At 60.2% G+C, this 22,428-nt stretch carries 22 protein-coding genes; 16 read left to right on the forward strand and 6 right to left on the reverse strand.

The window, feature by feature from the left end; all coding sequences use genetic code 11:
* Positions 1-105 precede the first annotated feature (105 nt).
* From FBZ99_RS09445 to FBZ99_RS09460, 4 genes are all read left to right on the forward strand, one after another.
* Entirely contained in the window at positions 106-624 is a 519-nt protein-coding gene (locus FBZ99_RS09445; RefSeq protein ID WP_113352002.1) for a dihydrofolate reductase, read from the forward strand.
* Between the two features lie 163 nt (positions 625-787).
* A complete protein-coding gene (hflK, locus tag FBZ99_RS09450) occupies positions 788-1,906 on the forward strand; it encodes an FtsH protease activity modulator HflK (protein WP_113352003.1) in 1,119 nt (372 codons plus the stop codon).
* On the forward strand, positions 1,906-2,844 hold the full coding sequence (hflC, locus tag FBZ99_RS09455) for a protease modulator HflC (RefSeq protein WP_069612488.1): 939 nt from the start codon (positions 1,906-1,908) through the stop codon (positions 2,842-2,844). The genes hflK and hflC overlap by 1 nt, the downstream gene beginning before the upstream one ends.
* A gap of 192 nt (positions 2,845-3,036) precedes the next feature.
* Positions 3,037-4,749 carry a DegQ family serine endoprotease gene (locus FBZ99_RS09460; RefSeq protein ID WP_113352004.1) on the forward strand — a complete coding sequence of 571 codons (1,713 nt, stop codon included), beginning with the start codon at positions 3,037-3,039 and terminating at the stop codon, positions 4,747-4,749.
* A gap of 3 nt (positions 4,750-4,752) precedes the next feature.
* Here FBZ99_RS09460 and FBZ99_RS09465 read toward each other — a convergent pair whose 3' ends face one another.
* From FBZ99_RS09465 to serB, 3 genes are read right to left on the reverse strand one after another with little or no spacing between them, the layout of a single operon-like run.
* The gene (locus FBZ99_RS09465) at positions 4,753-5,331 is read right to left on the reverse strand and encodes a GNAT family N-acetyltransferase (RefSeq protein WP_113352005.1); all 579 of its coding nucleotides are present in this window, start codon (positions 5,329-5,331) and stop codon (positions 4,753-4,755) included.
* A complete protein-coding gene (locus tag FBZ99_RS09470) occupies positions 5,328-5,891 on the reverse strand; it encodes a GNAT family N-acetyltransferase (protein ID WP_113352006.1) in 564 nt (187 codons plus the stop codon). Before FBZ99_RS09470 ends, FBZ99_RS09465 begins: the two co-directional genes overlap by 4 nt.
* A gap of 33 nt (positions 5,892-5,924) precedes the next feature.
* Positions 5,925-6,815 (reverse strand): phosphoserine phosphatase SerB, encoded by an 891-nt coding sequence (gene serB / locus FBZ99_RS09475; protein WP_113352007.1) that lies wholly within the window; start codon positions 6,813-6,815, stop codon positions 5,925-5,927.
* Here serB and miaA point away from each other — a divergent pair.
* Entirely contained in the window at positions 6,814-7,710 is an 897-nt protein-coding gene (gene miaA, locus FBZ99_RS09480) for a tRNA (adenosine(37)-N6)-dimethylallyltransferase MiaA (RefSeq protein ID WP_145632651.1), read from the forward strand. The genes serB and miaA overlap by 2 nt on opposite strands.
* Positions 7,711-7,718: 8 nt before the next feature.
* Here the strand turns inward: miaA and FBZ99_RS09485 are convergent, their stop codons facing one another.
* Positions 7,719-9,740: an ATP-binding protein gene (locus tag FBZ99_RS09485; protein WP_113352009.1), complete on the reverse strand. Its 2,022-nt coding sequence runs from the start codon at positions 9,738-9,740 to the stop codon at positions 7,719-7,721.
* A 328-nt stretch (positions 9,741-10,068) separates the two neighbouring features.
* Between FBZ99_RS09485 and FBZ99_RS09490 the strand changes: the two genes are divergently transcribed.
* The 3 genes from FBZ99_RS09490 (at position 10,069) to FBZ99_RS09500 (ending at position 13,733) form a co-directional block, all read left to right on the forward strand.
* Positions 10,069-11,862: an acetolactate synthase 3 large subunit gene (locus FBZ99_RS09490; protein ID WP_113352010.1), complete on the forward strand. Its 1,794-nt coding sequence runs from the start codon at positions 10,069-10,071 to the stop codon at positions 11,860-11,862.
* A gap of 85 nt (positions 11,863-11,947) precedes the next feature.
* A complete protein-coding gene (gene ilvN, locus FBZ99_RS09495) occupies positions 11,948-12,520 on the forward strand; it encodes an acetolactate synthase small subunit (protein WP_113332962.1) in 573 nt (190 codons plus the stop codon).
* Positions 12,521-12,725: 205 nt separating this feature from the next.
* Positions 12,726-13,733 carry a capsular polysaccharide export protein, LipB/KpsS family gene (locus FBZ99_RS09500; RefSeq protein ID WP_233788702.1) on the forward strand — a complete coding sequence of 336 codons (1,008 nt, stop codon included), beginning with the start codon at positions 12,726-12,728 and terminating at the stop codon, positions 13,731-13,733.
* Between the two features lie 2 nt (positions 13,734-13,735).
* On the opposite strand, the gene FBZ99_RS09505 is transcribed toward FBZ99_RS09500, so the two are convergent.
* Positions 13,736-14,581 carry an aldo/keto reductase gene (locus FBZ99_RS09505; protein WP_113352011.1) on the reverse strand — a complete coding sequence of 282 codons (846 nt, stop codon included), beginning with the start codon at positions 14,579-14,581 and terminating at the stop codon, positions 13,736-13,738.
* A 205-nt stretch (positions 14,582-14,786) separates the two neighbouring features.
* Between FBZ99_RS09505 and FBZ99_RS09510 the strand changes: the two genes are divergently transcribed.
* From FBZ99_RS09510 to FBZ99_RS09535, 6 genes are all read left to right on the forward strand, one after another.
* Positions 14,787-15,380 (forward strand): LysE family translocator, encoded by a 594-nt coding sequence (locus tag FBZ99_RS09510; RefSeq protein ID WP_113352061.1) that lies wholly within the window; start codon positions 14,787-14,789, stop codon positions 15,378-15,380.
* Between the two features lie 23 nt (positions 15,381-15,403).
* A complete protein-coding gene (gene nthA / locus FBZ99_RS09515) occupies positions 15,404-16,048 on the forward strand; it encodes a nitrile hydratase subunit alpha (protein WP_113352012.1) in 645 nt (214 codons plus the stop codon).
* Positions 16,045-16,704, forward strand: a complete 660-nt coding sequence (nthB, locus tag FBZ99_RS09520) for a nitrile hydratase subunit beta (protein ID WP_113332967.1) — start codon at positions 16,045-16,047, stop codon at positions 16,702-16,704. The genes nthA and nthB overlap by 4 nt, the downstream gene beginning before the upstream one ends.
* Entirely contained in the window at positions 16,691-17,068 is a 378-nt protein-coding gene (locus FBZ99_RS09525; protein WP_113332968.1) for a nitrile hydratase accessory protein, read from the forward strand. Before nthB ends, FBZ99_RS09525 begins: the two co-directional genes overlap by 14 nt.
* 66 nt (positions 17,069-17,134) lie before the next feature.
* Positions 17,135-18,262 carry an ATP-dependent DNA helicase gene (locus FBZ99_RS09530; protein WP_095435208.1) on the forward strand — a complete coding sequence of 376 codons (1,128 nt, stop codon included), beginning with the start codon at positions 17,135-17,137 and terminating at the stop codon, positions 18,260-18,262.
* 166 nt (positions 18,263-18,428) lie between these two features.
* A complete protein-coding gene (locus FBZ99_RS09535) occupies positions 18,429-19,181 on the forward strand; it encodes a pyridoxine 5'-phosphate synthase (protein WP_113352013.1) in 753 nt (250 codons plus the stop codon).
* A 470-nt stretch (positions 19,182-19,651) separates the two neighbouring features.
* Here FBZ99_RS09535 and FBZ99_RS09540 read toward each other — a convergent pair whose 3' ends face one another.
* Complete coding sequence (locus FBZ99_RS09540) at positions 19,652-20,539, reverse strand: SDR family oxidoreductase (protein ID WP_113354505.1); 888 nt, start codon at positions 20,537-20,539, stop codon at positions 19,652-19,654.
* 137 nt (positions 20,540-20,676) lie between these two features.
* Here FBZ99_RS09540 and FBZ99_RS09545 point away from each other — a divergent pair, with 137 nt between their 5' ends.
* On the forward strand, positions 20,677-21,093 hold the full coding sequence (locus tag FBZ99_RS09545) for a winged helix-turn-helix transcriptional regulator (RefSeq protein WP_113354506.1): 417 nt from the start codon (positions 20,677-20,679) through the stop codon (positions 21,091-21,093).
* Between the two features lie 10 nt (positions 21,094-21,103).
* Entirely contained in the window at positions 21,104-22,351 is a 1,248-nt protein-coding gene (locus FBZ99_RS09550; protein WP_113354507.1) for an FAD-dependent oxidoreductase, read from the forward strand.
* Positions 22,352-22,428 lie beyond the last annotated feature (77 nt).

A 22,428-nucleotide genomic window follows, 5' to 3' on the forward strand; every position in this document is an offset into this window, starting at 1 on the left:
TACCGGGCCGTGGCAGGTGCGTTCCATCTGCCGTTGCGGCCATGATGATATAAAGTCGTCGGACCGACTCGCATTGGCGTCGGTGAGGCAGACTGAGGGAGACGCATGACCCAGCCGATCAAAACCATCGTCGTTGCCGTATCGCGCAACGGCATCATCGGGCGCGAAGGCGATATGCCCTGGCGGCTGTCATCCGATCTCAAGCGCTTCAAGGCGATGACGCTCGGCAAACCCGTAATCATGGGTCGCAAGACGTTCCAGTCGATCGGCAAGCCGCTGCCGGGCCGGCCGAATGTCGTTATTACTCGGGATACCGATTTTGTGGCCGAGGGAATAATGGTGGCGCACTCGCTCGATGAAGCGATCTCGGTTGCGTCGCATCTGGCGAATGAGAGCAATGTCGACGAAATCTGTATCCTCGGCGGTGGCGAAATCTATCGGCAGGCGATCGGTCTGGCAGACCGGCTGCTGATCACCCATGTCGAGGCGGACGTAGAGGGCGATACGTCCTTTCCAAAGATCGATCCCGGCATCTGGCAGGCGGACAGCGAGCTTGCCGTTCCGGCTGGAGAAAAGGACACTTATCCGACGCGTTTCGTTCGCTATTTCAGACGAAAAGCATAAGAGCTGCCCCCAAAAAGCAAATATTTTCCAATGAATCCGACGAACTTCCTGAAGTCGCGTTGAAAGCAGGTGCTTCGATACCTATAACGGGAAACAATCGCTGCCACCCGCGAATTTCGTGGGCGTGGCGCGATATCGGGAGTCAACAAACAAAGAGGTTTTGATGCCTTGGAGCAATCAGAATGGCGGCGGCGGTGGCCCATGGGGCGGCGGTGGCGGCGGAAATAATCAGGGACCCTGGGGGCAGGGACCGAACCGGCCGCGAGGCAGCGGCGGGCCACCCGACCTTGAGGATATTATTCGCCGCGGTCAGGACCGATTGAAAGGTTTCGTACCTGGTGGCTTCAATGCGGGCGTCGTACTCATCATCATCGCAGTGATTGCCGTTTTCTGGCTGATCCAGTGCATCTATACCGTGCAGCCGGACGAACGTGGCGTTGAGCTGCGCTTCGGCAAGCCGCGCGAGGAAGTCTCCATGCCCGGCCTGCATTTCCATTTCTGGCCGATGGACCGCATCGAATTCGTGAAGGTCACCGAACAGCAGCGCAATATCGGCGGCCGCTCCTCGGCCGGTTCGAATGCTGGTCTGATGCTGACGGGCGATCAGAACATCGTCAACGTGCAGTTCTCGATCCTCTATACTGTGACCAACCCGCAATCCTACCTGTTCAATCTCGAGACCCCCGACGAGACTTTGCAGCAGGTTGCGGAGAGCGCTATGCGTGAGGTCGTTGGCCGCCGTCCGGCTCAGGACATCTATCGCGACAAGCGTCAGGAAATCGCGACCGAGGTCAGAAGCATCATCCAGGATACAATGGATCGCTACGGCTCCGGTATCTCCATCAACGCTGTTCCGATCGAGGATGTCTCGCCGCCGCGCGAAGTAGCTGATGCATTCGAAGAAGTGCAGCGTGCGGAGCAGAACGAAGACCAGCAGGTGGAAGAGGCCAATCAATACGCCAACCAGAAGCTCGGTCAGGCCCGCGGTCGCGCGGCTCAGATCCGCGAAGAAGCGGCTGCCTACAAGGACCGTATCGTGAAGGAAGCGCAGGGCGAGGCGCAGCGCTTCATCTCAATCTACGACGAATACGTCAAGGCGCCCGAAGTCACGCGCAAGCGTCTGTTCCTGGAAACCATGGAGTCCGTCATCGGCAATTCCAACAGCATCATCATCGACGACAAGCAGGGCGTCGTGCCTTACCTGCCGCTGAACGAAGTCGGCAAACAGTCCACGATGCCGGCGGGCAAGCCCGCTGCTGCAACTCAGCCGGAGGCCAAATAATGACATCCAGCCGTTTGCCAGCCATTCTTATCGCGCTCGCGGTAGTGCTGCTGCTTATTTATTCGTCGGTGTTCGTGGTCAACGCGCGTGAACAGGCGATCGTCCTGCGCTTCGGCCAGATTCGTGACGTGAAGACGGAGCCCGGCATCTACTTCAAGCTGCCTTTCGCCTTCATGGATGCCGATCGCGTCCAGTATGTGCAACTACAGGAACTCCGCTTCGATCTGGACAACATCCGTGTCCAGGTCTCCGGCGGCAAGTTCTACGAAGTCGATGCCTTCGTGGTCTACAAGATCATGGATGCGCGCAAGTTCCGCGAGACCGTCTCGGGTGATCGCGATGCGGCTGAATCGCGTCTCAGGACCCGCCTCGACGCTGCTCTGCGTCGCGTCTATGGTCTGCGTGGTTTCGAAGCGGCGCTTTCCAACGAACGTGCTGCGATGATGACGGAAGTACGCAACGATCTGCATCGCGATGCGGAATCACTCGGCCTTAACATTGAGGACGTCCGGATACGCCGCACGGACCTGTCTCAGGAAGTGTCGCAGAACACTTACGACCGTATGAAGGCCGAGCGTCTGGCGGAAGCCGAGCTGATCCGCGCGCGCGGTAACGAAGAGGGCCAGCGCCGCCGGGCAGTTGCTGACCGTCAGGTCGTCGAGATCGTTGCCGATGCGCAGAAGGATTCGGAAGTGCTGCGTGGTGAAGGCGAAGCTGAGCGCAACGCCATCTTCGCGGATGCCTCGAAGCGCGATCCGAACTTCTACGAGTTCTATCGCTCGATGGCGGCTTACAATAAGGCGCTCGCCTCGGGTGGCAAGACGCTTGTCCTGCCGCCGAACCAGTCTGACTTCTTCAAATATTTTGACAGTCCTGCCGGTTCCGCACCCAATTCCGGGGCGCCGGCACTCGCCAATCCGACGCCGCCTGCGAACTGAGGCGTCATACATTGAAACGAAAGGGCTGCCTCAGGGCGGCCCTTTCTTTATGACGGATTGTATCACCTTTCGCCTGCAAGCATCGGCAGCGAGGAGCTTCGGGGATTTCTCAAAAAGGTGATTTCACGCTTCATCATTCCGCCTTATGTTGATGCTTATACGAGTTTTCCCCTATCGTGATGAGGATGCCTGATGGCTTCGACCAATCGCCTGCCTTTCAGCCGTTCGTTTGCCTTGCTTGCAAGCATCGCATTGATTGCCGGCCCCGTTGCGGGCGTCACCGAACAGGCTTATGCGCAGACGCAGAACAGCGGTGCAGCCGCAGGTGCCCAGCCGCCGACCGCGACCAACAATCAGACGCCGCCGGCAGCATCTCCAACGGTCACGACGAACCCGGCCATGAATGCCGGCCCGGCATCGGTTGCCGATCTCGCTTCCGGATTGCTCGATGCGGTCGTCAATATTTCCACGTCGCAGAAGGTCAAGGATGAGGGGAATGGGCCGGCGACGCCGAAGGTGCCGGACAATTCGCCCTGGCAGGATGAGTTCAACGATTTCTTCAATAACAAGAAAGACGACGACAGCAATCGCAAGGTGAGCTCACTCGGCTCCGGCTTCGTCATCGATCCCTCAGGCTATATTGTCACCAACAATCACGTCATTGAAGGGGCCGACGATATCGAGGCAATCTTCCCGAACGGCACGAAGCTGAAGGCCAAGCTGATCGGAACGGATACGAAGACCGACCTTTCAGTTCTCAAGGTAGAACCCAAGCATCCGCTGACGTCCGTCAAGTTCGGCGATTCCTCGAAGATGCGGATCGGCGACTGGGTGATGGCAATCGGCAATCCCTTCGGCCTCGGCGGCTCGGTGACCGTCGGCATCGTCTCGGCGCGTGGCCGCAACATCAACGCCGGCCCCTACGACAATTTCATTCAGACGGATGCGGCGATCAACAAAGGCAATTCCGGCGGTCCGCTCTTCAACATGAAGGGCGAGGTGATCGGCATCAACACCGCTATCATCTCCCCGAGCGGCGGCTCGATCGGTATCGGCTTTGCCGTCCCGTCCGAACTGGCTGAGGGCGTCGTCAATCAGCTCCGTGACTTCGGCGAGACGCGCCGCGGCTGGCTCGGCGTGCGCATCCAACCGGTCACGGACGATGTCGCCAATAGTCTCGGTCTTTCAGAAGCCAAGGGAGCCCTTGTGGCTGGTGTCATCAAGGGCGGCCCTGTCGATAACGGCTCGATCAAGGCGGGCGATGTCATCCTGAAGTTCGACGGCAAGGATGTGGACGAGATGCGCGATTTGCCGCGTGTTGTCGCGGAAAGCCCCGTCGGTAAGGAAGTCGATGTCGTCGTCTATCGCGATGGCAAGCAGCAAACCATCAAGGTGACGCTCGGTCGGCTGGAGGACAGTGATCAAGCGGCAGCGGCAAGCGCCGACAAGAACAAGAAGCCGCAGCTTGCGCCTGACGATAAGGGCAACAGTGACGGCGTCATCAATCCCGACCAGGGAGACGATGGTGACGACGACGGTATGGATGGACAGGATCAGGGCGGCGACCCGCAGCAATCGCCGCAGGCTCAGCCGCCGGTTCAGGCGACCTCGAATATTCTCGGAATGAAGCTCTCGACGCTGACTGCCGAAAACCGCAAGAGCTTCGGCATCGCCGACAGTGTCGATGGCGTCGTCATCACCGAAGTGGCGCCAGGTTCGGCAGCCGCGGAGAAGGGGCTGAAGCCCGGCGATGTCGTCGTCGAGGTCGCGCAGGAATTCGTCCAGACTCCGAGTGCCGCCTCGGAGAAAGTGGCCTCACTGAAGCGGGAAGGCCGCCGCAATGCGCAGATGATGATTGCGTCTCCGAACGGTGACTTGCGCTTTATCGCCGTCGCGCTGGAGTAGAATTCAGCTCCCGGTCTGCATCGCCTGCTGCGCCCGCCACTTTGCGGCGCTCAGGCGGTAGACAGCATGACGCTTCAGGTGCGGATGCGTCTCCGGAATTTGCGGATGGTCGAAATCGAAGGCCGGATCTGGATGCATGCCGATCTTGCGCATTACCGCGAGGACGCGGCTGTTGTCATGGACGGCAACCGACAGGATCTCGCGGAGATTCAGGACGGTGAAAGCATGACGCACAAGAGCTATACCGGCCTCGGTTGCGTAGCCCTTTCCCCAATGGCACGCTGATATCCGCCAGCCGATTTCCACGGCATCCCTCGGTAAATGCGGTTCAAGCTGCACTCTCGACAGGCTGCAGAAACCGACTGCCGTGCCATCACCCTTCAAGACAGTGGTGAGAAGCTCGAAGCCGGGTTCCGGCGTTACGTTCCGGATCATGGAAAAGATGGTGTCGGCATCTTCGCGGCTGCGGGCAAAGGGGAAGAATTCGAGGACGGCTGGGTCCGAGCTGAGTTCATAAAACAACCCACGATCCTCTTCCGCGCAGGGGCGCAGGATCAGTCGAGCCGTTTCGATCGGGGTCATTGCCGGGAGCGCCACTGAGCTGCCGTCAGTCGGTAGAGGACGTGGCGCTGCAGATGTGGATGGGTATCGGGCACATTGGGGTGGTTGAAATCGCCGCCCTCGACGCGATGCATGCCGATCCGCTCCATGACAGCGGTCGACCTGACATTGTTATGCACGGCGAAGGAAACGATCTCGTCGAGGCCGCGCGTTTCGAAGCCGTGGGCAAGAAGCGCCCGCGCCGCCTCGCTGACCAATCCCTTGCCCCAGTGCCGCGCCACCAGCCGCCAGCCGATCTCGACGGTTCCGATCGCGACGAACGGTTCCAGATGATCGGTGCGCACCAGTCCGCAATAACCGATTGCCTCGCCGCTGGCTTTGAGCTCCAGCACATAGAGACCGAGCCCGGTTTCCGCGATCATCGACTGGACGCGATCGAAGAAGGCGTCCGCTTCCGCGCGATTGCGGCGAAACGGGAAGAATTCCATGACCGCCTCGTCGGAATTGATCTCCAAGGCCAGGTCGCGATCCCCTTCGCGCCAATTGCGAATGATGAGGCGTTCGGTTTCGGTAATGATCATCTGCGGTCCTCGAGCTCGGCGATTTGCGCTGCTCTATGGTTTGACGAAGTCCGTCTTGCGGTAGCCCTGGATATAGAGCAGGGCAGTCAGGTCACCGTGGTCGATGCGCATCCTGGCCTGCGCCGAAACAGTTGGCTTGGCATGGAGCGCGACGCCGGAACCGGCAAGCTGCAGCATACCGAGGTCATTGGCGCCGTCGCCGACGGCCATGGCGTCATCGGTGGATATACCGAGCTTTTCGGCGATATCGTTCAGCGCGTCCACCTTGGCCTGCTTACCGAGGATGGGCTCTTCGACGAGGCCGGTCAGGATACCCTTTTCTTCCAGCAGGACATTTGCCCGATTCTCGTCGAAGCCGAGGGTGGCGCCGATCCTGCTGGTGAAGACGGTGAAGCCGCCGGAAACAAGGGCGGCGTAATAACCCTTCGCCTTCATGGTGGCGATGAGTTCGGGGCCGCCTGGCGTCAGAGTGATGCGCTTGGCGATGACATCGTCGACAACGGAGAGCGGCAGTCCCTTCAAGAGAGCGACGCGCTCGCGTAGCGCCGGCTCGAAGGCGATTTCCCCATTCATGGCGCGGGCGGTGATATCAGCTACTTTATCCTTGAGGCCGACTTCGGCGGCGAGTTCGTCGATGCATTCCTGGCCGATCATCGTGGAATCCATGTCGGCGATCAGCAATTTCTTGCGGCGGGTCTCGGCTTGCTGGATGACGAGATCGATAGGTTCGCTGCCGATCACCGCCAGTATATTGGCCTCTGCTGCCTCGATATCGGTGTCGTCGCGAAGCGCGATATCGCAGGCAATGCCGTCGGCAAGCCAATAGAGCCCGGACGCTTTGACAGCATCAGCCGCCTGTTCGGCGATAGCCGGAACGAGAACGGGGTTTGACGGATTGGCAATAAGCGTGGCAACGAAGGCCATGAGCAGAAACCCTATAAGCAATATCGACGCGATCCTGATAACCGGGCCAACCGCCAGCGGCAAGTCCGCACTGGCGGTAGAATTGGCCCGTTCGCATGATGGTGTCGTCATCAATGCCGACAGCATGCAGGTCTATGATACCCTGCGCGTGCTGACCGCACGGCCCTCCGAGGCCGATATGGAGGGCATTCCACACCATCTTTACGGCCACGTCCCGGCGGGACAGGCGTATTCGACTGGCGTCTGGCTGCGCGAGGCAGACGCTTTGGTCGAGCGCCTGCGCGTCGAGGGCAGAATGCCTGTCTTCGTCGGCGGTACGGGTCTTTATTTCAAGGCGCTGACGGGCGGACTGTCCGACATGCCGGAAATTCCGCCTGGTATCCGCAATCGTCTCCGCAGCCGGCTGGTGGCGGAAGGGGCGGAAGCGCTGCATCGTGAGCTTGCGGAGCGCGACGCCGCCGTCGCGGAAACGCTGAACTCGCAGGACGGGCAGCGTATCGTTCGCGCCCTGGAGGTGATCGAAGCAACGGGCCGGTCCATCGCCGCTTTTCAGGGGAAGAACGAGCCAATGGTCATTGATCCCGATCGTGCACGAAAGATCGTGGTTCTGCCTGAGCGCGCTATTCTGCACGAACGCATCAACAGCCGTTTCGAGAAAATGCTGGCGATGGGAGCGGAAGAGGAGGTGAAGGCTCTGTTGGCATTGGATCTTCCACCGGAAATGCCCGTCATGAAGGCGATCGGGGTCGCGCAGATTGCCGGGATGCTGAAGGGGGAGATGACACGTGCCGAGGTCATCGAAACCGGATCTGCGGCGACGCGGCAATATGCCAAGCGGCAGATGACCTGGTTCCGCAATCAGATGGACGAGAGTTGGGAGCGTTTGAGCCCGTAGTTCGGGAGTCAGTCCTTGTCGTAAAGGCTGCTGAGTGGCTTTTTCAGAATGCTGTCCCGCAAGGACAAGCCGGATTCTCGCCGCAGAGATGGCGCGGCCTCTCTTGGCACCGAGCGCGTGCCTCCTTCATCGCTCCGGAATTCGCGGCGCAGTTCCGCAAGCTTGCTGTCGATCGATGTTTGCGAGGCGGCCGCAGGTTGCGGTGCGGCGGTGCGCGGCAGCATGTCCGGACGATAAGGTTCGATCGGCGGTGGGTTCGGTTCCGCCTGATGAGGAATTGTTTGCGGGACTGGCACGTCGTCGAAATCATCTCTGATATCGGTCATCGGCACAGCATTGTAGCTCTGCTGCAGAGGACTGATATCGGGACCTGTAATCGAGCGCATGCGGCCGATGATCGTGCGCAAATCGACCGTATCCGGCGAATCCTCACTGGTTTTCGCGACGCTGCCGCTGGCTTTTGGCAGCAAATGCCGTTCGACCTGGGAAAAGCGCATCCGCATCGGTACTGCGATGGCCTCGCCGAAGGCGATGGCTTCGCCATTGCCAATCGACGACAGGAAGCTTGTCGTCGAGATCGAGGAGTTCGGGATGGCCGAACGGATGATTTCCTGGTCGCGATCATTGGCAAGGCGCATGGCAAAGAGCGTCGAGCACTGCGACAGGATCGTCTGATCCAGTTCGCCCGGCCGCTGCGTGATGATGCCAAGCGATACGCCGTATTTGCGTCCTTCCTTGGCGATGCGGGCGATCGCCTGGCGCGTGGGGAAGAAGCCGAGCGTCGGGTCGGCGGGAATATAGCGGTGGGCTTCCTCGCAGACGACGAGCATGTGGATTGCGCCGTCGCTCCAGAGTGCCAGTTCGAAGGCCATGCGGCAAAGCACTGAAGCGACAGAATTGATGACTTCCGAAGGGATGCCGGCGAGCTGGAAGGTGCAGATCGGCTTGCCGTCACCGGGAATGCGGAAGATCTTGGCGATGGTCTCCATGATCGTATCGGTGATCGTGTTGTTGGAGAACATGAAGTGATAACGGGGATCGTTGATCGCCGAGATGATGCGCATCTTTAGGGAGCGCAGATGGGGCTTTTCCTGACGGCCTTCGAGGCGGCCAATGCGCTCGTCTATTAATGCTAGCAGATCGGCCATGCGGTAGGGAACCGGCGTGTCCGCTGTCACCGAAGCCTTTTCCGTCTGGCGACGCATCAGGGCGGAATCGCTGCCGCGGAAGGCGCGTCTCGCTTCGGGGATAAGGTCACGCAGCGCATCGAGCTCTTCCGGCACTGCAGGACGGCCGCGGAAAACGACTTCGCTGAACTCCTCCAGCCGCATCAGCCAGAAGGGCAGGTCTAGGGTATCGGTGTCGATGACGACGGCGTGCCTCGGGAAGGCGGCGGCGAATTCATTGTGCGGATCGAGGATCAGCACGCGCAATTTTGGATCGGCTGCGATCGCTTTGTGCAGCAGCAGCGAGACCGCAGTGGATTTGCCGACGCCTGTGGAGCCGACGACAGCGAAGTGTTTCGAGAGCATTGAGGGAATATGGATGGCAGCATCGATGCTTTCGTCCTGTGTCAGTTTGCCGATGACGCAGCTGCTGCCCTTGCCGGCATCGAAAATGCGCATCAGATCGGCCGCACGGATGCGGTGCGCGATCGCTCCGAGATAGGGATAGGCCGATATGCCGCTGGAAAACTCCTCGCGGCCATCCGGTCCGACGCGGACTTCGCCGAGCAGTTCCACCTCGATGCGGAAGAGATTGTCCTGCCCTTCGCCCCAGCCGACGCTTTGCGTATTCATGGAATAGACGAGGGCTGCGACGCGGTTCTTCCCGACGCTGATGGAAATCAGTCGGCCGACCGACCAGAGTTCGGTCAGGTCCGTGCCGCCGGCCTCGGCCACGGCGGCGATCGTCGCTCTGGAACCGTTGCACGCGACAACGCGGCCAAGGAAGCGATTTCCCGGCTTCAGCTTGTCGCGGCGATCAAAATCTCCAGCGTTGCCTGATGTCTGCAGGTCTTTATTCAGCAAACAGTTACCCCAACTAATAGATGCCGGAGCATAGAGACGTGGGCTTAACAAAACCCTGTCTGTTACCCATGCTTTTTATAGGGTTATGATGCGGTCGCGATTTTTTATTGCTTCACGCGTTGACGCTTCGAAATTTTCTGTCTATCACTTCGGCCCATGAAAAACTCGATCGTTCTTATCGTGGTGGGAAGGCGCATGGGCAGGATGGTGTAACCATCCGGCGACAGCCACCCATGCGCTAGATGACAGGCTCCCGAAGGGGCCTTTTTTTATGCCCGAAATCGAGATTTCATCTTTCCAAACCTCCAGCAGACAGCGGAACAAACGTATGACCGGCACAGATAATCAGGCGAGCGGCAATCGAATGACAGGCGCGGAGATCGTGTTGCGGGCGCTCAAGGACAACGGCGTCGAGCACATCTTCGGTTATCCGGGCGGCGCTGTGCTTCCGATCTATGACGAAATCTTCCAGCAGGACGACATCAAGCACATTCTCGTCCGCCACGAACAGGGCGCCGGTCATGCGGCCGAAGGCTATGCCCGCTCCACCGGTAAGGTCGGCGTCATGCTGGTTACCTCGGGTCCTGGTGCTACCAATGCGGTTACGCCGCTGCAGGATGCCTTGATGGATTCCATACCGCTCGTTTGTCTCAGCGGTCAGGTCCCGACCACGCTGATCGGCTCTGACGCCTTCCAGGAATGCGATACGGTCGGAATCACGCGGCCCTGCACCAAGCACAACTGGCTGGTCAAGGACGTCAATGAGCTGGCAGCGGTCATTCATGAAGCCTTCCGCATCGCCCAGTCGGGTCGTCCAGGTCCCGTCGTCGTCGACATTCCGAAGGACATCCAATTCGCAACCGGCACCTACACGCCGCCGGAAGCGCATCACGTCCAGAAGAGCTATCAGCCGAAGATGCAGGGCGATCTCAACAAGATCACGCAGGCGATCGAGCTGATGAAAAATGCTCGTCGTCCGGTCATCTATTCCGGTGGCGGCGTCGTCAATTCCGGTCCGGAAGCCTGCAAACTGCTGCGCGAGCTGGTCGAGCTGACCGATTTCCCGATCACTTCGACGCTGATGGGCCTCGGCGCTTATCCGGCTTCCGGCAAGAACTGGCTCGGCATGCTCGGCATGCATGGTTCCTACGAGGCCAACATGGCGATGCATGATTGCGACGTCATGGTCTGCATCGGTGCACGCTTCGACGACCGCATTACCGGCCGCCTGAATGCTTTTTCGCCGAATTCGAAGAAGATCCATATCGATATCGATCCGTCCTCGATCAACAAGAATGTCCGCGTCGATGTCGGCATTCTCGGCGATGTCGGCAATGTTCTGGAAGATATGGTTCGCCTGTGGCGTGCACTGCCGCAGAAGCCTGCCGCAGAGCGTTTGGGCGATTGGTGGGCTGATGTTGCCCGCTGGCGCGCGCGCAACTCGTTCGCCTACAAGCCGAGCGACGATGTCATCATGCCGCAATATGCGATCCAGCGTCTCTATGAGCTGACGAAGCATCGCGATACCTACATCACCACAGAAGTCGGTCAGCATCAGATGTGGGCGGCGCAGTTCTACGGCTTCGAACAGCCGAACCGCTGGATGACTTCGGGCGGCCTCGGCACCATGGGCTATGGTTTGCCGGCAGCGCTCGGCGTTCAGATCGCCCATCCCGAGAGCCTGGTCATCGATATTGCCGGCGATGCCTCGATCCAGATGTGCATTCAGGAAATGTCGGCTGCGATCCAGCACAATGCGCCGATCAAGATCTTCATCCTGAACAACCAGTACATGGGCATGGTTCGCCAGTGGCAGCAGCTGCTGCACGGCAATCGTCTCTCCAATTCCTACACGGAAGCGATGCCCGATTTCGTCAAGCTTGCGGAAGCCTATGGCGCTGTCGGCCTGCGTTGCGAAAAGCCGGGTGATCTCGATGCCGCCATTCAGGAGATGATCGACGTCAAGAAGCCGGTCATCTTCGATTGCCGCGTCGCCAATCTCGCCAACTGCTTCCCGATGATCCCCTCGGGCAAGGCGCATAATGAAATGCTGCTGCCTGATGAGGCGACCGACGAGGCCGTCGCCAACGCCATCGACGCCAAGGGTCGCCAGCTGGTTTGATCGATAGCTTGGGTGCAGCAGGAGCCGCGCCCCAACGGATCTCGCTGGCATACCGAATAAGAACCGAGGAAACGGAACAAGGATCATGAACGCACACCTTCAACCCACGGGCTCCGCCTATTTCATTTCGCCGGAAACCGCGGCGGCCGAGAGCCATACGCTTTCGGTGCTCGTCGATAACGAGCCAGGCGTTCTCGCCCGCGTCATCGGCCTCTTTTCCGGCCGAGGCTACAACATCGAGAGCCTCACGGTTTCCGAGACGGAACATCAGGCGCATCTGTCGCGTATCACCATCGTGACGCGCGGCACGCCGCAGGTGCTGGAGCAGATCAAGGCGCAGCTTGAGCGCATCGTTCCCGTTCACCGCGTCGTCGACCTGACGGTGCGCGCCCGCGAACTCGGCCAGGAGCGGCCGATCGAGCGCGAAGTGGCGCTGCTGAAGGTGACCGGAAGCGGCGAGACTCGTGCCGAGACGCTGCGGCTGGCCGACGCCTTCCACGCCAAGGTCGTGGATGCGACCGTCGAGCACTTCATTTTCGAGATCACCGGCAAGTCCTCGAAAATCGATCAGTTCATCGCCATCGTCAAGCCGCTCGGCCTTATCGAAGTCTGCCGCACCGGCATCGCTGCGATGAACCGCGGCTCGCAGGGAATGTAAGGGCCTGCAGTGTTGAGGGGGTACTCGCATATGAGGCAAATCGGCGCTGCAAATTCCTTCTCCCTTCGGGGAGAAGGTGGCCCGAAGGGTCGGATGAGGGGGGCTTTCCGATTTGAATTCGCGGGTTTTCGCACTCCTGGCAGGCACCCCCTCATCCGCCTGACGGCACCTTCTCCCCGAGGGGAGAAGAGGAAACGCGGCAACAATGGCTGAGATCGGCGACAAGCCGTGGCATCCGCCAGCCGGCATGCGTCTCGGCGCGGCGCCCTTCGTGCGCGGTGACTTTCCTTGGCTTGGGCATTATTTCGGCTCGCAGAAACTGGCATCGATCCTTTCTCCCGGAATCGGCGGCATTGTTTCCTGGGGCGGCCGTGCGCCGGCCAAGGTGGCGGACGGGATTGCGCGGTTTCGCGGATTGCGCCACTGGCACCTCGAGGACGGCTTCTTGCGGTCGATGGGGCTTGGCAAGTCCGGCGCCATTCCGCTGTCCATCGTTATCGACGATCTCGGTCTGCCCGTCGATGTAAGCAGGTCCTCGCGGCTTGAGCGGCTAATTGAGGGAGCGGAAGAGGCTGAAGAGCTTGGCCGCACCATCCGCGAGCAGATCGTTCTGAACAAGCTCTCGAAGTATAATCATCTCCCTCATCGATCGCCCAGCGTTGAGCGGACGATCAAGCGGCGCATTCTGCTGGTCGATCAGGTCGTTGGCGACGTTTCCGTCGGTCGGGCGCTCGGCTCAAAAGTCTCCTTCGAGAAGATGCTTGCCGATGCGCTGGCAACCGATGCACAATGCCTCATTCGTACTCATCCGGATGTCATGGCCGGTCTTCGTAAGGGGTATCTTACCGGATCGACTTCCAAGGGTGATGTGGTCATGATTGGCGATGCCGTGTCGGTGGCCTCCATCCTCGAAGTCATGGACGAAGTCTGGACTGTTTCCAGCCAGTTTGGCTTTGATGCGCTTCTGCGCGGCATTCCGGTTCGCTGCTATGCCGCACCCTTTTATGCGGGCTGGGGAGTGACCGAGGATCATTTTGGCGTTTACACCAAGGCCGCGCTTGCCGGGCGTCGAACGAAGCGGAGGACGGTCGATCAGATCGCCGCCGCCGCATTTTCACTTTATCCGACCTACCGCGATCCGGCCGACTGGCGAGAGATCGATGTCTTTCGGGCGATCGAGCTGATCGTCGCGCAGCAGAAGGCGGCTGCCTGAACCTACAGCATGTCCAATGACTTCTTTCGCGACGGCGGCGGGAAGGCGGCGTCGAGCACGGCCCAATCCTCGTCGGTGATATCAATATCGACAGAATCACGGTTTTCCTCGATGCGCTGAGGGTTCGAGGACTTCGGGATTGCTATCACGCCGTCGCGTTCCAGCAGAAAGGCAAGCGCGACCTGCGCCGGTGTCGCCTGATAGGTCTTGGCGACGCGGATCAACTCGGGATGGTGGAGCAGGCGGCCTTGCTCGATCGGAGAATAGGCCATGATCGGAATGCTGCGCTCCTGGCACCAGGGCAAGAGGTCGTATTCGATGCCGCGTCGGGAGAGATTGTAGAGTACCTGGTTGGCGGCGACATTGCCGCCGTTCGGCACGGAAAGCAGCTCGTCCATATCCGCGACATCGAAGTTCGACACGCCCCAAGCCTCGATCTTGCCCGCCGCCTTGAGGCCTTCGAAGGCTTCCACTGTTTCTTCCAGCGGATAGTTACCGCGCCAATGCAGCAGATAGAGATCGATGCGATCGGTATTCAGGCGCTTCAGGCTGCGTTCGCAGGCCGCAACCGCGCCCTTGCGGCTCGCATTGGCGGGATAGACCTTGCTGACGAGGAAAACCTCGTCGCGGCGGCCTTCGATCGCCTTGGCGACGATCTCCTCCGAGCCGCCATCGGCATACATCTCAGCCGTATCGATCAGCGTCATGCCGAGATCGAGACCGGTTTTCAAGCTGGCGATTTCATCCCTGGCGGTTGCTGCATTCTCGCCCATATTCCAGGTGCCCTGGCCAAGCGCCGGAACCTGAATGCCGGAGGGAAGGGCGACAGTTGGAATGGGCTCGCGCATGGTTTTTCCTCGCTACAGAAAACCGAAGGATAGGGGCATTCGACCGGATTTCAATCGGCATCCGTCCTGTCACGGTGACAATCATCCTATGGCTTTCGTATGGCCGGCGAACTAATGTCGCACCGTCATGCGCCGTCGCATTTTTGCGCGCGCGAAAAGAATTTTGGATGCCGCCTTGTCACAATACGGTGTCCTGGGAGGCATCATGGCGCTGGATACATTTCTGGCTCTTCTACTTTTTGCATTCACGACCTCGATCACGCCAGGACCGAACAACATGATGTTGTTTACCTCCGGTGTGAACTTCGGTTTCCGGCGCACCATTCCACACATGCTCGGCATCGGCGTCGGCTTTTTTGTGCTGCTGATTGCAGTGGGATTGGGGTTGGGTGCGCTTCTGCACACGGTGCCCGTGCTTTACACCACGCTGAAATTTGCCGGCGGGGCCTATCTCCTCTGGATTGCCTGGAAGATCGGCACCTCGCGCAGCCTGAGCGAGGCGGAAAGCGATGCAAAGCCGATGAGTTTCATCAGCGCTGCTGCGTTCCAATGGGTCAATCCCAAGGCGTGGGTGATGGCTGTCACCGCTATGGCCACTTACACCAACGAACAACTCTATCTCTTCACGGTCCTTGTCGTCGGATTGGCATTTGCCGCTGTGAACGTCCCGAGCGTATCGACCTGGGCCGGCTTCGGCTCCGTCCTGCGCGATTGGCTCTCCGATCCCATCAGGCTGAAATGGTTCAATATAACCATGGCCATTCTGCTGGTGCTCAGTCTCTGGCCGATGCTAAAGTAGGTGCAAAGAGACAGGAGACGGCCATGTCCCACGGGCACTCGCATGATGATGACGATCATCATCACCATCACCACGACAACCACTATTCGGATATGCAGGCGCGCGTGAAGGCGCTGGAGACGCTGCTGACCGAAAAGGGGCTGATCGACCCGGCGGCGATCGACCGCATCGTCGAGACCTACGAGACGAAGGTCGGGCCGCGCAATGGGGCGCAGGTGGTGGCGAAAGCCTGGAGCGACCCCGACTTTGCCGATTGGCTGCGGCGTGACGCGACGGCGGCGATTGCGAGCCTCGGTTTTACAGGCCGCCAGGGCGAGCATATGCGCGCGGTGTTCAATACGCAGGAAACGCATAACCTGATCGTCTGCACGCTTTGCTCCTGCTATCCGTGGGCCGTACTCGGGCTGCCGCCGGTCTGGTATAAGGCACCGGCCTATCGCTCCCGCGCGGTGATCGATCCGCGTGGCGTGCTCGCCGAATTCGGCCTGACATTGCCGCAGGAGACGAAGATCCGCGTCTGGGATTCGACGGCCGAACTTCGCTACCTGGTAATCCCCGAGCGGCCGGCCGGTTCCGAAGGCATGGACGAGGCGGCGCTTGCGGATCTCGTCAGCCGCGACGCCATGATCGGAACCGCGCTCGCCAAGGCGCCGGAGGCAACGCTATGAATGGTCCACACGATCTCGGCGGTCAGATGGGGTTCGGCCCGGTCGCCCCGGAGCCGAATGAGCCCTATTTCCATGCCGAATGGGAAAAGCGGGCGCTCGGTATCACGCTTTCCTGCGGCGCCTTCGGTGCCTGGAGCATTGATGAAAGCCGACATGCACGCGAGAATATTCCGCCCGCCGATTATCTTGCCGCCAGCTATTACGAGATCTGGACACGGGGTATCGACATGCTGTTGGAGCGACATGGTTTTGCGACGGCGGAAGAGTTGCGCACCGGTCGTTCGCTGGGACAGGGCAGAGCGCCGAAGCGGATTTTAAAGGCTGAAATGGTTGATGGCGTCTTAGCCAAGGGCGGCCCTTGCGACCGACCGGTCGACACTGCACCGCTCTTTGCCGTCGGCGATCATGTCCGCACCAAGAACTTCAACCCGACCGGCCACACCAGATTGCCGCGCTATGCCCGAGCAAAGACGGGTGTCATCGAAGCGGTGCAGGGTTCCTTCGTTTTCCCCGACGACAATGCCCATGGTCGCGGCGAAAATCCGCAATGGGTTTATACGGTCGTCTTCGACGGTGCCGAGATCTGGGGCGAGGGCGCCGATCCCTCGTTGACCGTTTCGATCGACGCTTGGGAGAGCTATCTTGAGCGCGTGTGAGGTGACGTCGCCTCTGGCGCAATCGCCCGGACTGCCGAAGTCTGTCGATGGCGAGCCGGTCTTTCCGGAACCTTGGGCGGCAGAGGCTTTCGCCATGACAGTTCATTTGCATGAGAAGGGCCTGTTTGACTGGAGCGAATGGGCGGAACGGCTGTCCGGCGAGTTGCACAAGCCCGGCCGCGCGATTGACGGCAGCGACTATTTCGATTGCTGGGTGGCGGCTCTGTCCGGCTTGCTGGTGTCAAAGGGTATCGCGGATGCCAACGCGATCTTGGCCCTGCAACAAAGCTGGCAGCGTGCGGCGGAGGCCACGCCGCATGGTAAGCCGATTGTGCTTGAAAACGATCCTCAATACACGACATAAGCGCGTGGTGGCGGCGACGGCTTTTTACCGCTTGCTTCCATCAACCGAATCCTGCCAAGTCGAACCATGCAATTCGCGCCGCAACAAGATGAAGCGCTCAAGGCCGTCGCAAACTGGCTGAAAGAGGGGCGCTCGCCGTTGTTCCGTCTGTTCGGCTATGCCGGCACGGGCAAGACGACACTTGCGCGGCATTTCGCCGAGCATGTGGATGGCGAAGTGCTGTTCGCTGCCTTTACCGGCAAAGCGGCGCAGGTGCTGCGTTCGCGTGGCGCCTCGAACGCCAAGACCATTCATTCGTTGATCTACCGGCCGCGCGGCGAGGAAGCCGTTGAGGACGAAGAGACAGGCAAGACATCGATTGCCCCGATGTTCACGATCAACCGTCAGAGCCCGGTTGCCAAGGCCGCGCTGATCATCGTCGACGAATGCTCGATGGTGGACGAAGCGCTCGGCAAGGATTTGATGAGCTTCGGCACGCCCATTCTGGTGCTCGGCGATCCCGGGCAGCTGCCGCCGGTGTCCGGCGGCGGTTTCTTCACGAATGAGGAGCCGGATTATCTTCTGACGGACATTCACCGCCAGGCACGCGACAATCCTATCATCCAGCTCGCCATGCAGGTGCGTGAGGGCAAGGAAATCATGCATGGCGACTATGGCACCGCACAGGTGATCTCGAAGAACGAGGTCACGCAGCCGCTGGTGCTGGAGGCCGATCAGGTGCTTGTCGGCACCAACAGGACGCGCCGGCGCTACAATCAGCGCCTGCGTGAGCTCAAGGGTTTTACAGCCGATTATCCGCAATCCGGCGATAAGCTGGTCTGTCTGCGCAACGACCCCGCCAAGGGGCTGCTCAACGGCTCCCTCTGGCAGGTGATGACCTCTTCCAGGGAAACGACGAAGCCGGGCATCAATCTGCTGGTGCGTCCGGAAGATGACGACATGGATCGCGGGGCAGCGAAGATCAAGCTCTTGAAGCAGGCCTTCGAGGATGTCGAGGGCGAGATCCCGTGGTCGACGCGCAAGCGCTACGACGAATTCGATTACGGCTATGCGCTGACGGTGCACAAGGCGCAGGGCTCGCAGTGGAACAATGTCGTGCTGTTCGATGAGAGCTGGGCGTTCCGCGATACCCGCGAGCGCTGGCTCTATACGGCCATTACCCGCGCCGCCGAGACGCTGACGATCGTCCGTTAACAGGACATCCTGGGTCTTGCCTGAGAGATGTCGCGCCCCGGTGACTTGGCCCGATCTTCCCCATCAAAGTTTTGCATGGAACGATGTCGGAATCTCGTTGGTTTTGTTGGCCATAATGGCATAAAACGACACTACCCATCCGCTTTGAAAATCAGGGATTTCGATCATGCCCGCCAAGCTTTCCGTGAACCTCAACGCTATCGCGATGCTGCGCAACCGGCGTGATCTTCCCTGGCCAAGCGTCACGGGTTTGGGCCGTATCGCGCTGGCGGCCGGTGCAAGCGGTCTGACCGTTCATCCGCGTCCCGATCAGCGGCATGTCCGCTTTTCCGACCTGCCCGATATCCGCGCGCTAATCGATGACGAGTTTCCGGAAGCGGAGTTCAATATCGAGGGCTATCCGAGCGACGAATTCTTCGATCTCTGTGCTTCCGCGGAACCTGAACAAGTGACGCTCGTGCCCGATGATCCCTCTCAGGCAACCTCGGATCACGGCTGGGATTTTCGCAAGAACCGCGAGCTGCTGGTCGACGTCGTCGCTAAATACAAGACGATCGGCTGCCGCGTGTCCCTGTTTGCCGATGGCGATGGTGATACCGAGGCGGTGAAGATCGCCAGGGAAGTCGGTGCGGATCGTATCGAGCTTTATACCGGCCCTTACGGCGGCTGCTACGACGATCCGCAGAAGGCCGCCATCATCCTCGAAGCGCTGGGCAAGACCGCCGATGCCGCCTTCGCCAATGGCCTCGACGTCAATGCCGGTCACGACCTGACAGTCGCCAATCTGCCGGCGCTGTTGAAGCGCATTCCTAAGCTTGCGGAGACTTCGATTGGTCATGGGCTGACTGCCGACGCGCTGGAATATGGCATGGCCGAAACAGTGCGGCGTTTTCGCCGGGCTTGCGGTCAGGTGGTTTGATGGGGATGGCTTTGGGCTGGTCAGGCAAGTTTGTTGTTGCCGCGCCTTCTGGCGTGGCCCCTCATCCTAGCCTTCTCCTCGCTTGCGGGGAGAAGGGACGACAGCGCAAAATGGCGGCGGCATCACTCGATTAGAGCTTGCGCGCGAAGCACCAAAACTCCCTCGCCCCGCTTGCGGCAGGGGTATCGCATATGAGCGGAGATCGCCGCTGTCCCCCTTCTCCCCAGCGGGGAGAAGGTGCCGCCAGGCGGATGAGGGGGTGCCTGCAAAGACCACCAAAATCCATGAATTCAAAGGGATAACCACCTCATCCGACCCTTCGGGCCACCTTCTCCCCAAGGGGAGAAGGAGCTTATGGTGCTCGTCCGCCTCCATATGCGATAGCCCTGCCGCTTGCGGGGAGAGGGCTGGGGTGAGGGGCCATGCGCAAGGGTGAGGCAAACGAAGCCTCACCTGACCTCTTCGTAAACTCAGCCAGCCAACGCTGCCTTGTGCTCTTCGAAGAAGCTGCGCAGCGTCTGCGGCTCCTTGCCTGTGAGCTTGTTGAAATCGTTGGTAAGAATGTCGAACTTGCCGGCGCGGGTGTTGGCGTCGGCGGAGACGAGCATGTCGACGACGAAGGGCGGCAGGCCGGCGCCGGCAAGACCGGCGGCGAACTGTTCGTCCGTGACTTGCACAACCTCAAGCGGACGGCCGGTGATCCGGCTGACGACGCTTGCGACGTCCTCAATGGTGACGGCGGTCGAGCCCGTCAGCGTATAGGTGGCGCTTTCTGTGTTGTCGGAAGCCAGGGCGGCGGCGATGGCGAGTGCGCAATCTTCGCGGCTGATGTTGCTGATACGGCCGCCGCCGGTTGCTGTATACCATTTGCCGGTTTCGAGGCTGTGCGGCAGGCCCATTAGGTAGTTGTCGAAGTACCAGGCGTCGCGCAGGATCGTGTAGCCGATGCCGCTTGCCTTGATGGCGTTTTCGGTGCCGAGATGGTCAGGTGCGAAGGTGACGAGCGAACCGTCCGGGGCTGGCATTGAGGTATAGAGAACATGCTTCACGCCCGCCTTCTTCGCGGCTTCGACGGCAGCCGTGTGCTGCTTCAGGCGCAGGCCGGGGACGGCGAGCGCATCGGTGCTGATGATCAGCAGCCGGTCGATACCGGCAAAAGCAGCAGGCAAACCAGCGGTATCATCGAAATCGGCCTTACGGGTGACGACGCCCTTGGCGGCGAGATCGGCAAGCTTTTCGGGGCTGCGCGTTGCGGCGACGATGCGGCCGGGAGCGACCTTGTATGTCTCCAGCAGGTGATGAATGACGCGCTGGCCAAGCTTACCGGCGGCGCCGGTGACGAGAAGAGTGCTGCTCATATGTTTTCCCTTGTTGGACCGCCGCACATTAACAGCGGTTTGTTGCTCTCAAAAAGAGACTAGCACTAGAATAGGAATTGACTTCATGGTGTAAAGGAGGCAGTTTTTGGGCTCCAAGTTACCAAAAGGGAACCGGCATGGCAGCCAGCGCCGTCGTCAATCTGCGCAGCAAAAATCCGCCGCTGCGCGACTTCGATCTCAGCAATCTTGATTTCGGCAATTGCCCCGTCCGGGACCTGATCTCGCAGATCGGCGGAAAATGGTCGGTGCTATTGCTGGAAACACTGGCCAAGCGACCGTATCGTTTCGGCGAACTGCGTCGGCTGGTGCCCGATATTTCCCAGCGCATGCTGACGCAGACGCTGCGTGACCTGCAGCGCGACGGCTATATCGACCGGGAGGTATTTCCCACCAAGCCGCCGAGCGTCGAATATCGGATGACAGAACTCGGCCATTCGCTGTACGAGCCGCTGGCTCATCTCCTGAATTGGGCAGAAGCCAATCACGAGGCCGTCAAGGCCGCCCGCGCCCGTTTCGATCAATCGCCGGACTGAGCCGCCCATCGTGAAGCCTTTGAAGATTGCTATCGTCGGCGCCGGACCTGCCGGCCTTGCCGCCTCTCTCTTTCTCACTCGCGCTGGTCATACCACCGATATCATCGAACGGTTCGATAGCCCGGCACCCGTCGGTTCGGCGCTAATGCTGCAGCCGACCGGATTGACGGTGCTTGAGTCGCTTGGGCTTGGTCCGGCGATCCATGCGGCCGGCAATCGCATCGATCGATTGTTCGGCACGGAGACCACTCGCGGCCGCATCGTCCTCGATGTGCGCTACAACGCGCTGCCGGGCGGGCGCTATGGGCTTGGCGTTCATCGTGCGGCGCTGTTCGATACGCTTTACGATGAAGTCTCTGCACGGCGACATCCGATCCATACGGGACAGCGTGTTATCGGTGTGACGGAGGAGGGTGGTGAATGCTTTCTCTCCGTCGAAGGGGATGGGCGCCTCGGGCCTTACGATCTCGTCATCGACGCCAGCGGGGCGCGCTCGGAACTGGTCGCGGCCTCGCCCGTCGCGCCGCGTGCCCGCAACCTCGTTTACGGCGCTTTCTGGGCGACGCTCGATTGCCCCGAAGGGTTGGTGGATCGAGCGGCGCTGACGCAGCGTTATGACAAGGCCAGCGTGATGATCGGCGTCTTACCGATCGGCAGTAGAAGGCCGGATTTGCCGAAGCAGGCGGCTCTGTTCTGGAGCTTGAAAGTCGCTGACGCCGATGAGGTACGCAAGCGTGGGCTTGAGCGCTGGAAGCAGACGATCCGCGGCTACTGGCCGGAATGCGAGCCCTTACTGGAGCAGATCATCGATTGGGACCAACTGACCCTGGCGCGCTATGCCCACCGCACTGTGATGACGCCCTACAGCGGGCGGACTGTCTTCGTCGGCGATGCGGCCCATTCCACCAGCCCGCAATTAGGGCAGGGTGCCAACATGGCGTTGCTCGATGTTGCGGCTCTGGCGCATGCTCTGGCAGGACATGAAACCATCGAAGCCGCTCTTGCTGCCTATGCCAAGGCGCGGCGGGTGCATGTGCGGCTGTTCCAGCTGCTGTCTGCCGCCTTTACGCCTTTCTATCAATCGGACTCTGCAGCATTGGCCTGGATCAGGGACCGGCTGGTTGCCACCATCGCCAAGGTGCCTCCCGCGCCTCAGATCCTGGCGGGCATCGTTTCCGGTACGCTGGTCGATCCGTTCCACGGCGCCGGCTTGCGGGAATGTGACTGGCTGCGGCTGGCTCTACCGCAGCCATCGTAATCATTTCTTGCGCTCGAGCTTTTCCGCTTTTCTCCGCATAGCGAAAAGGCTCTATCCCTTTATTTCCAAGCAATTCC

The organism is Rhizobium sp. ERR 1071, assembly GCF_007828675.1.
In the GTDB taxonomy this organism is placed as follows: Bacteria; Pseudomonadota; Alphaproteobacteria; order Rhizobiales; family Rhizobiaceae; genus Rhizobium; species Rhizobium dioscoreae.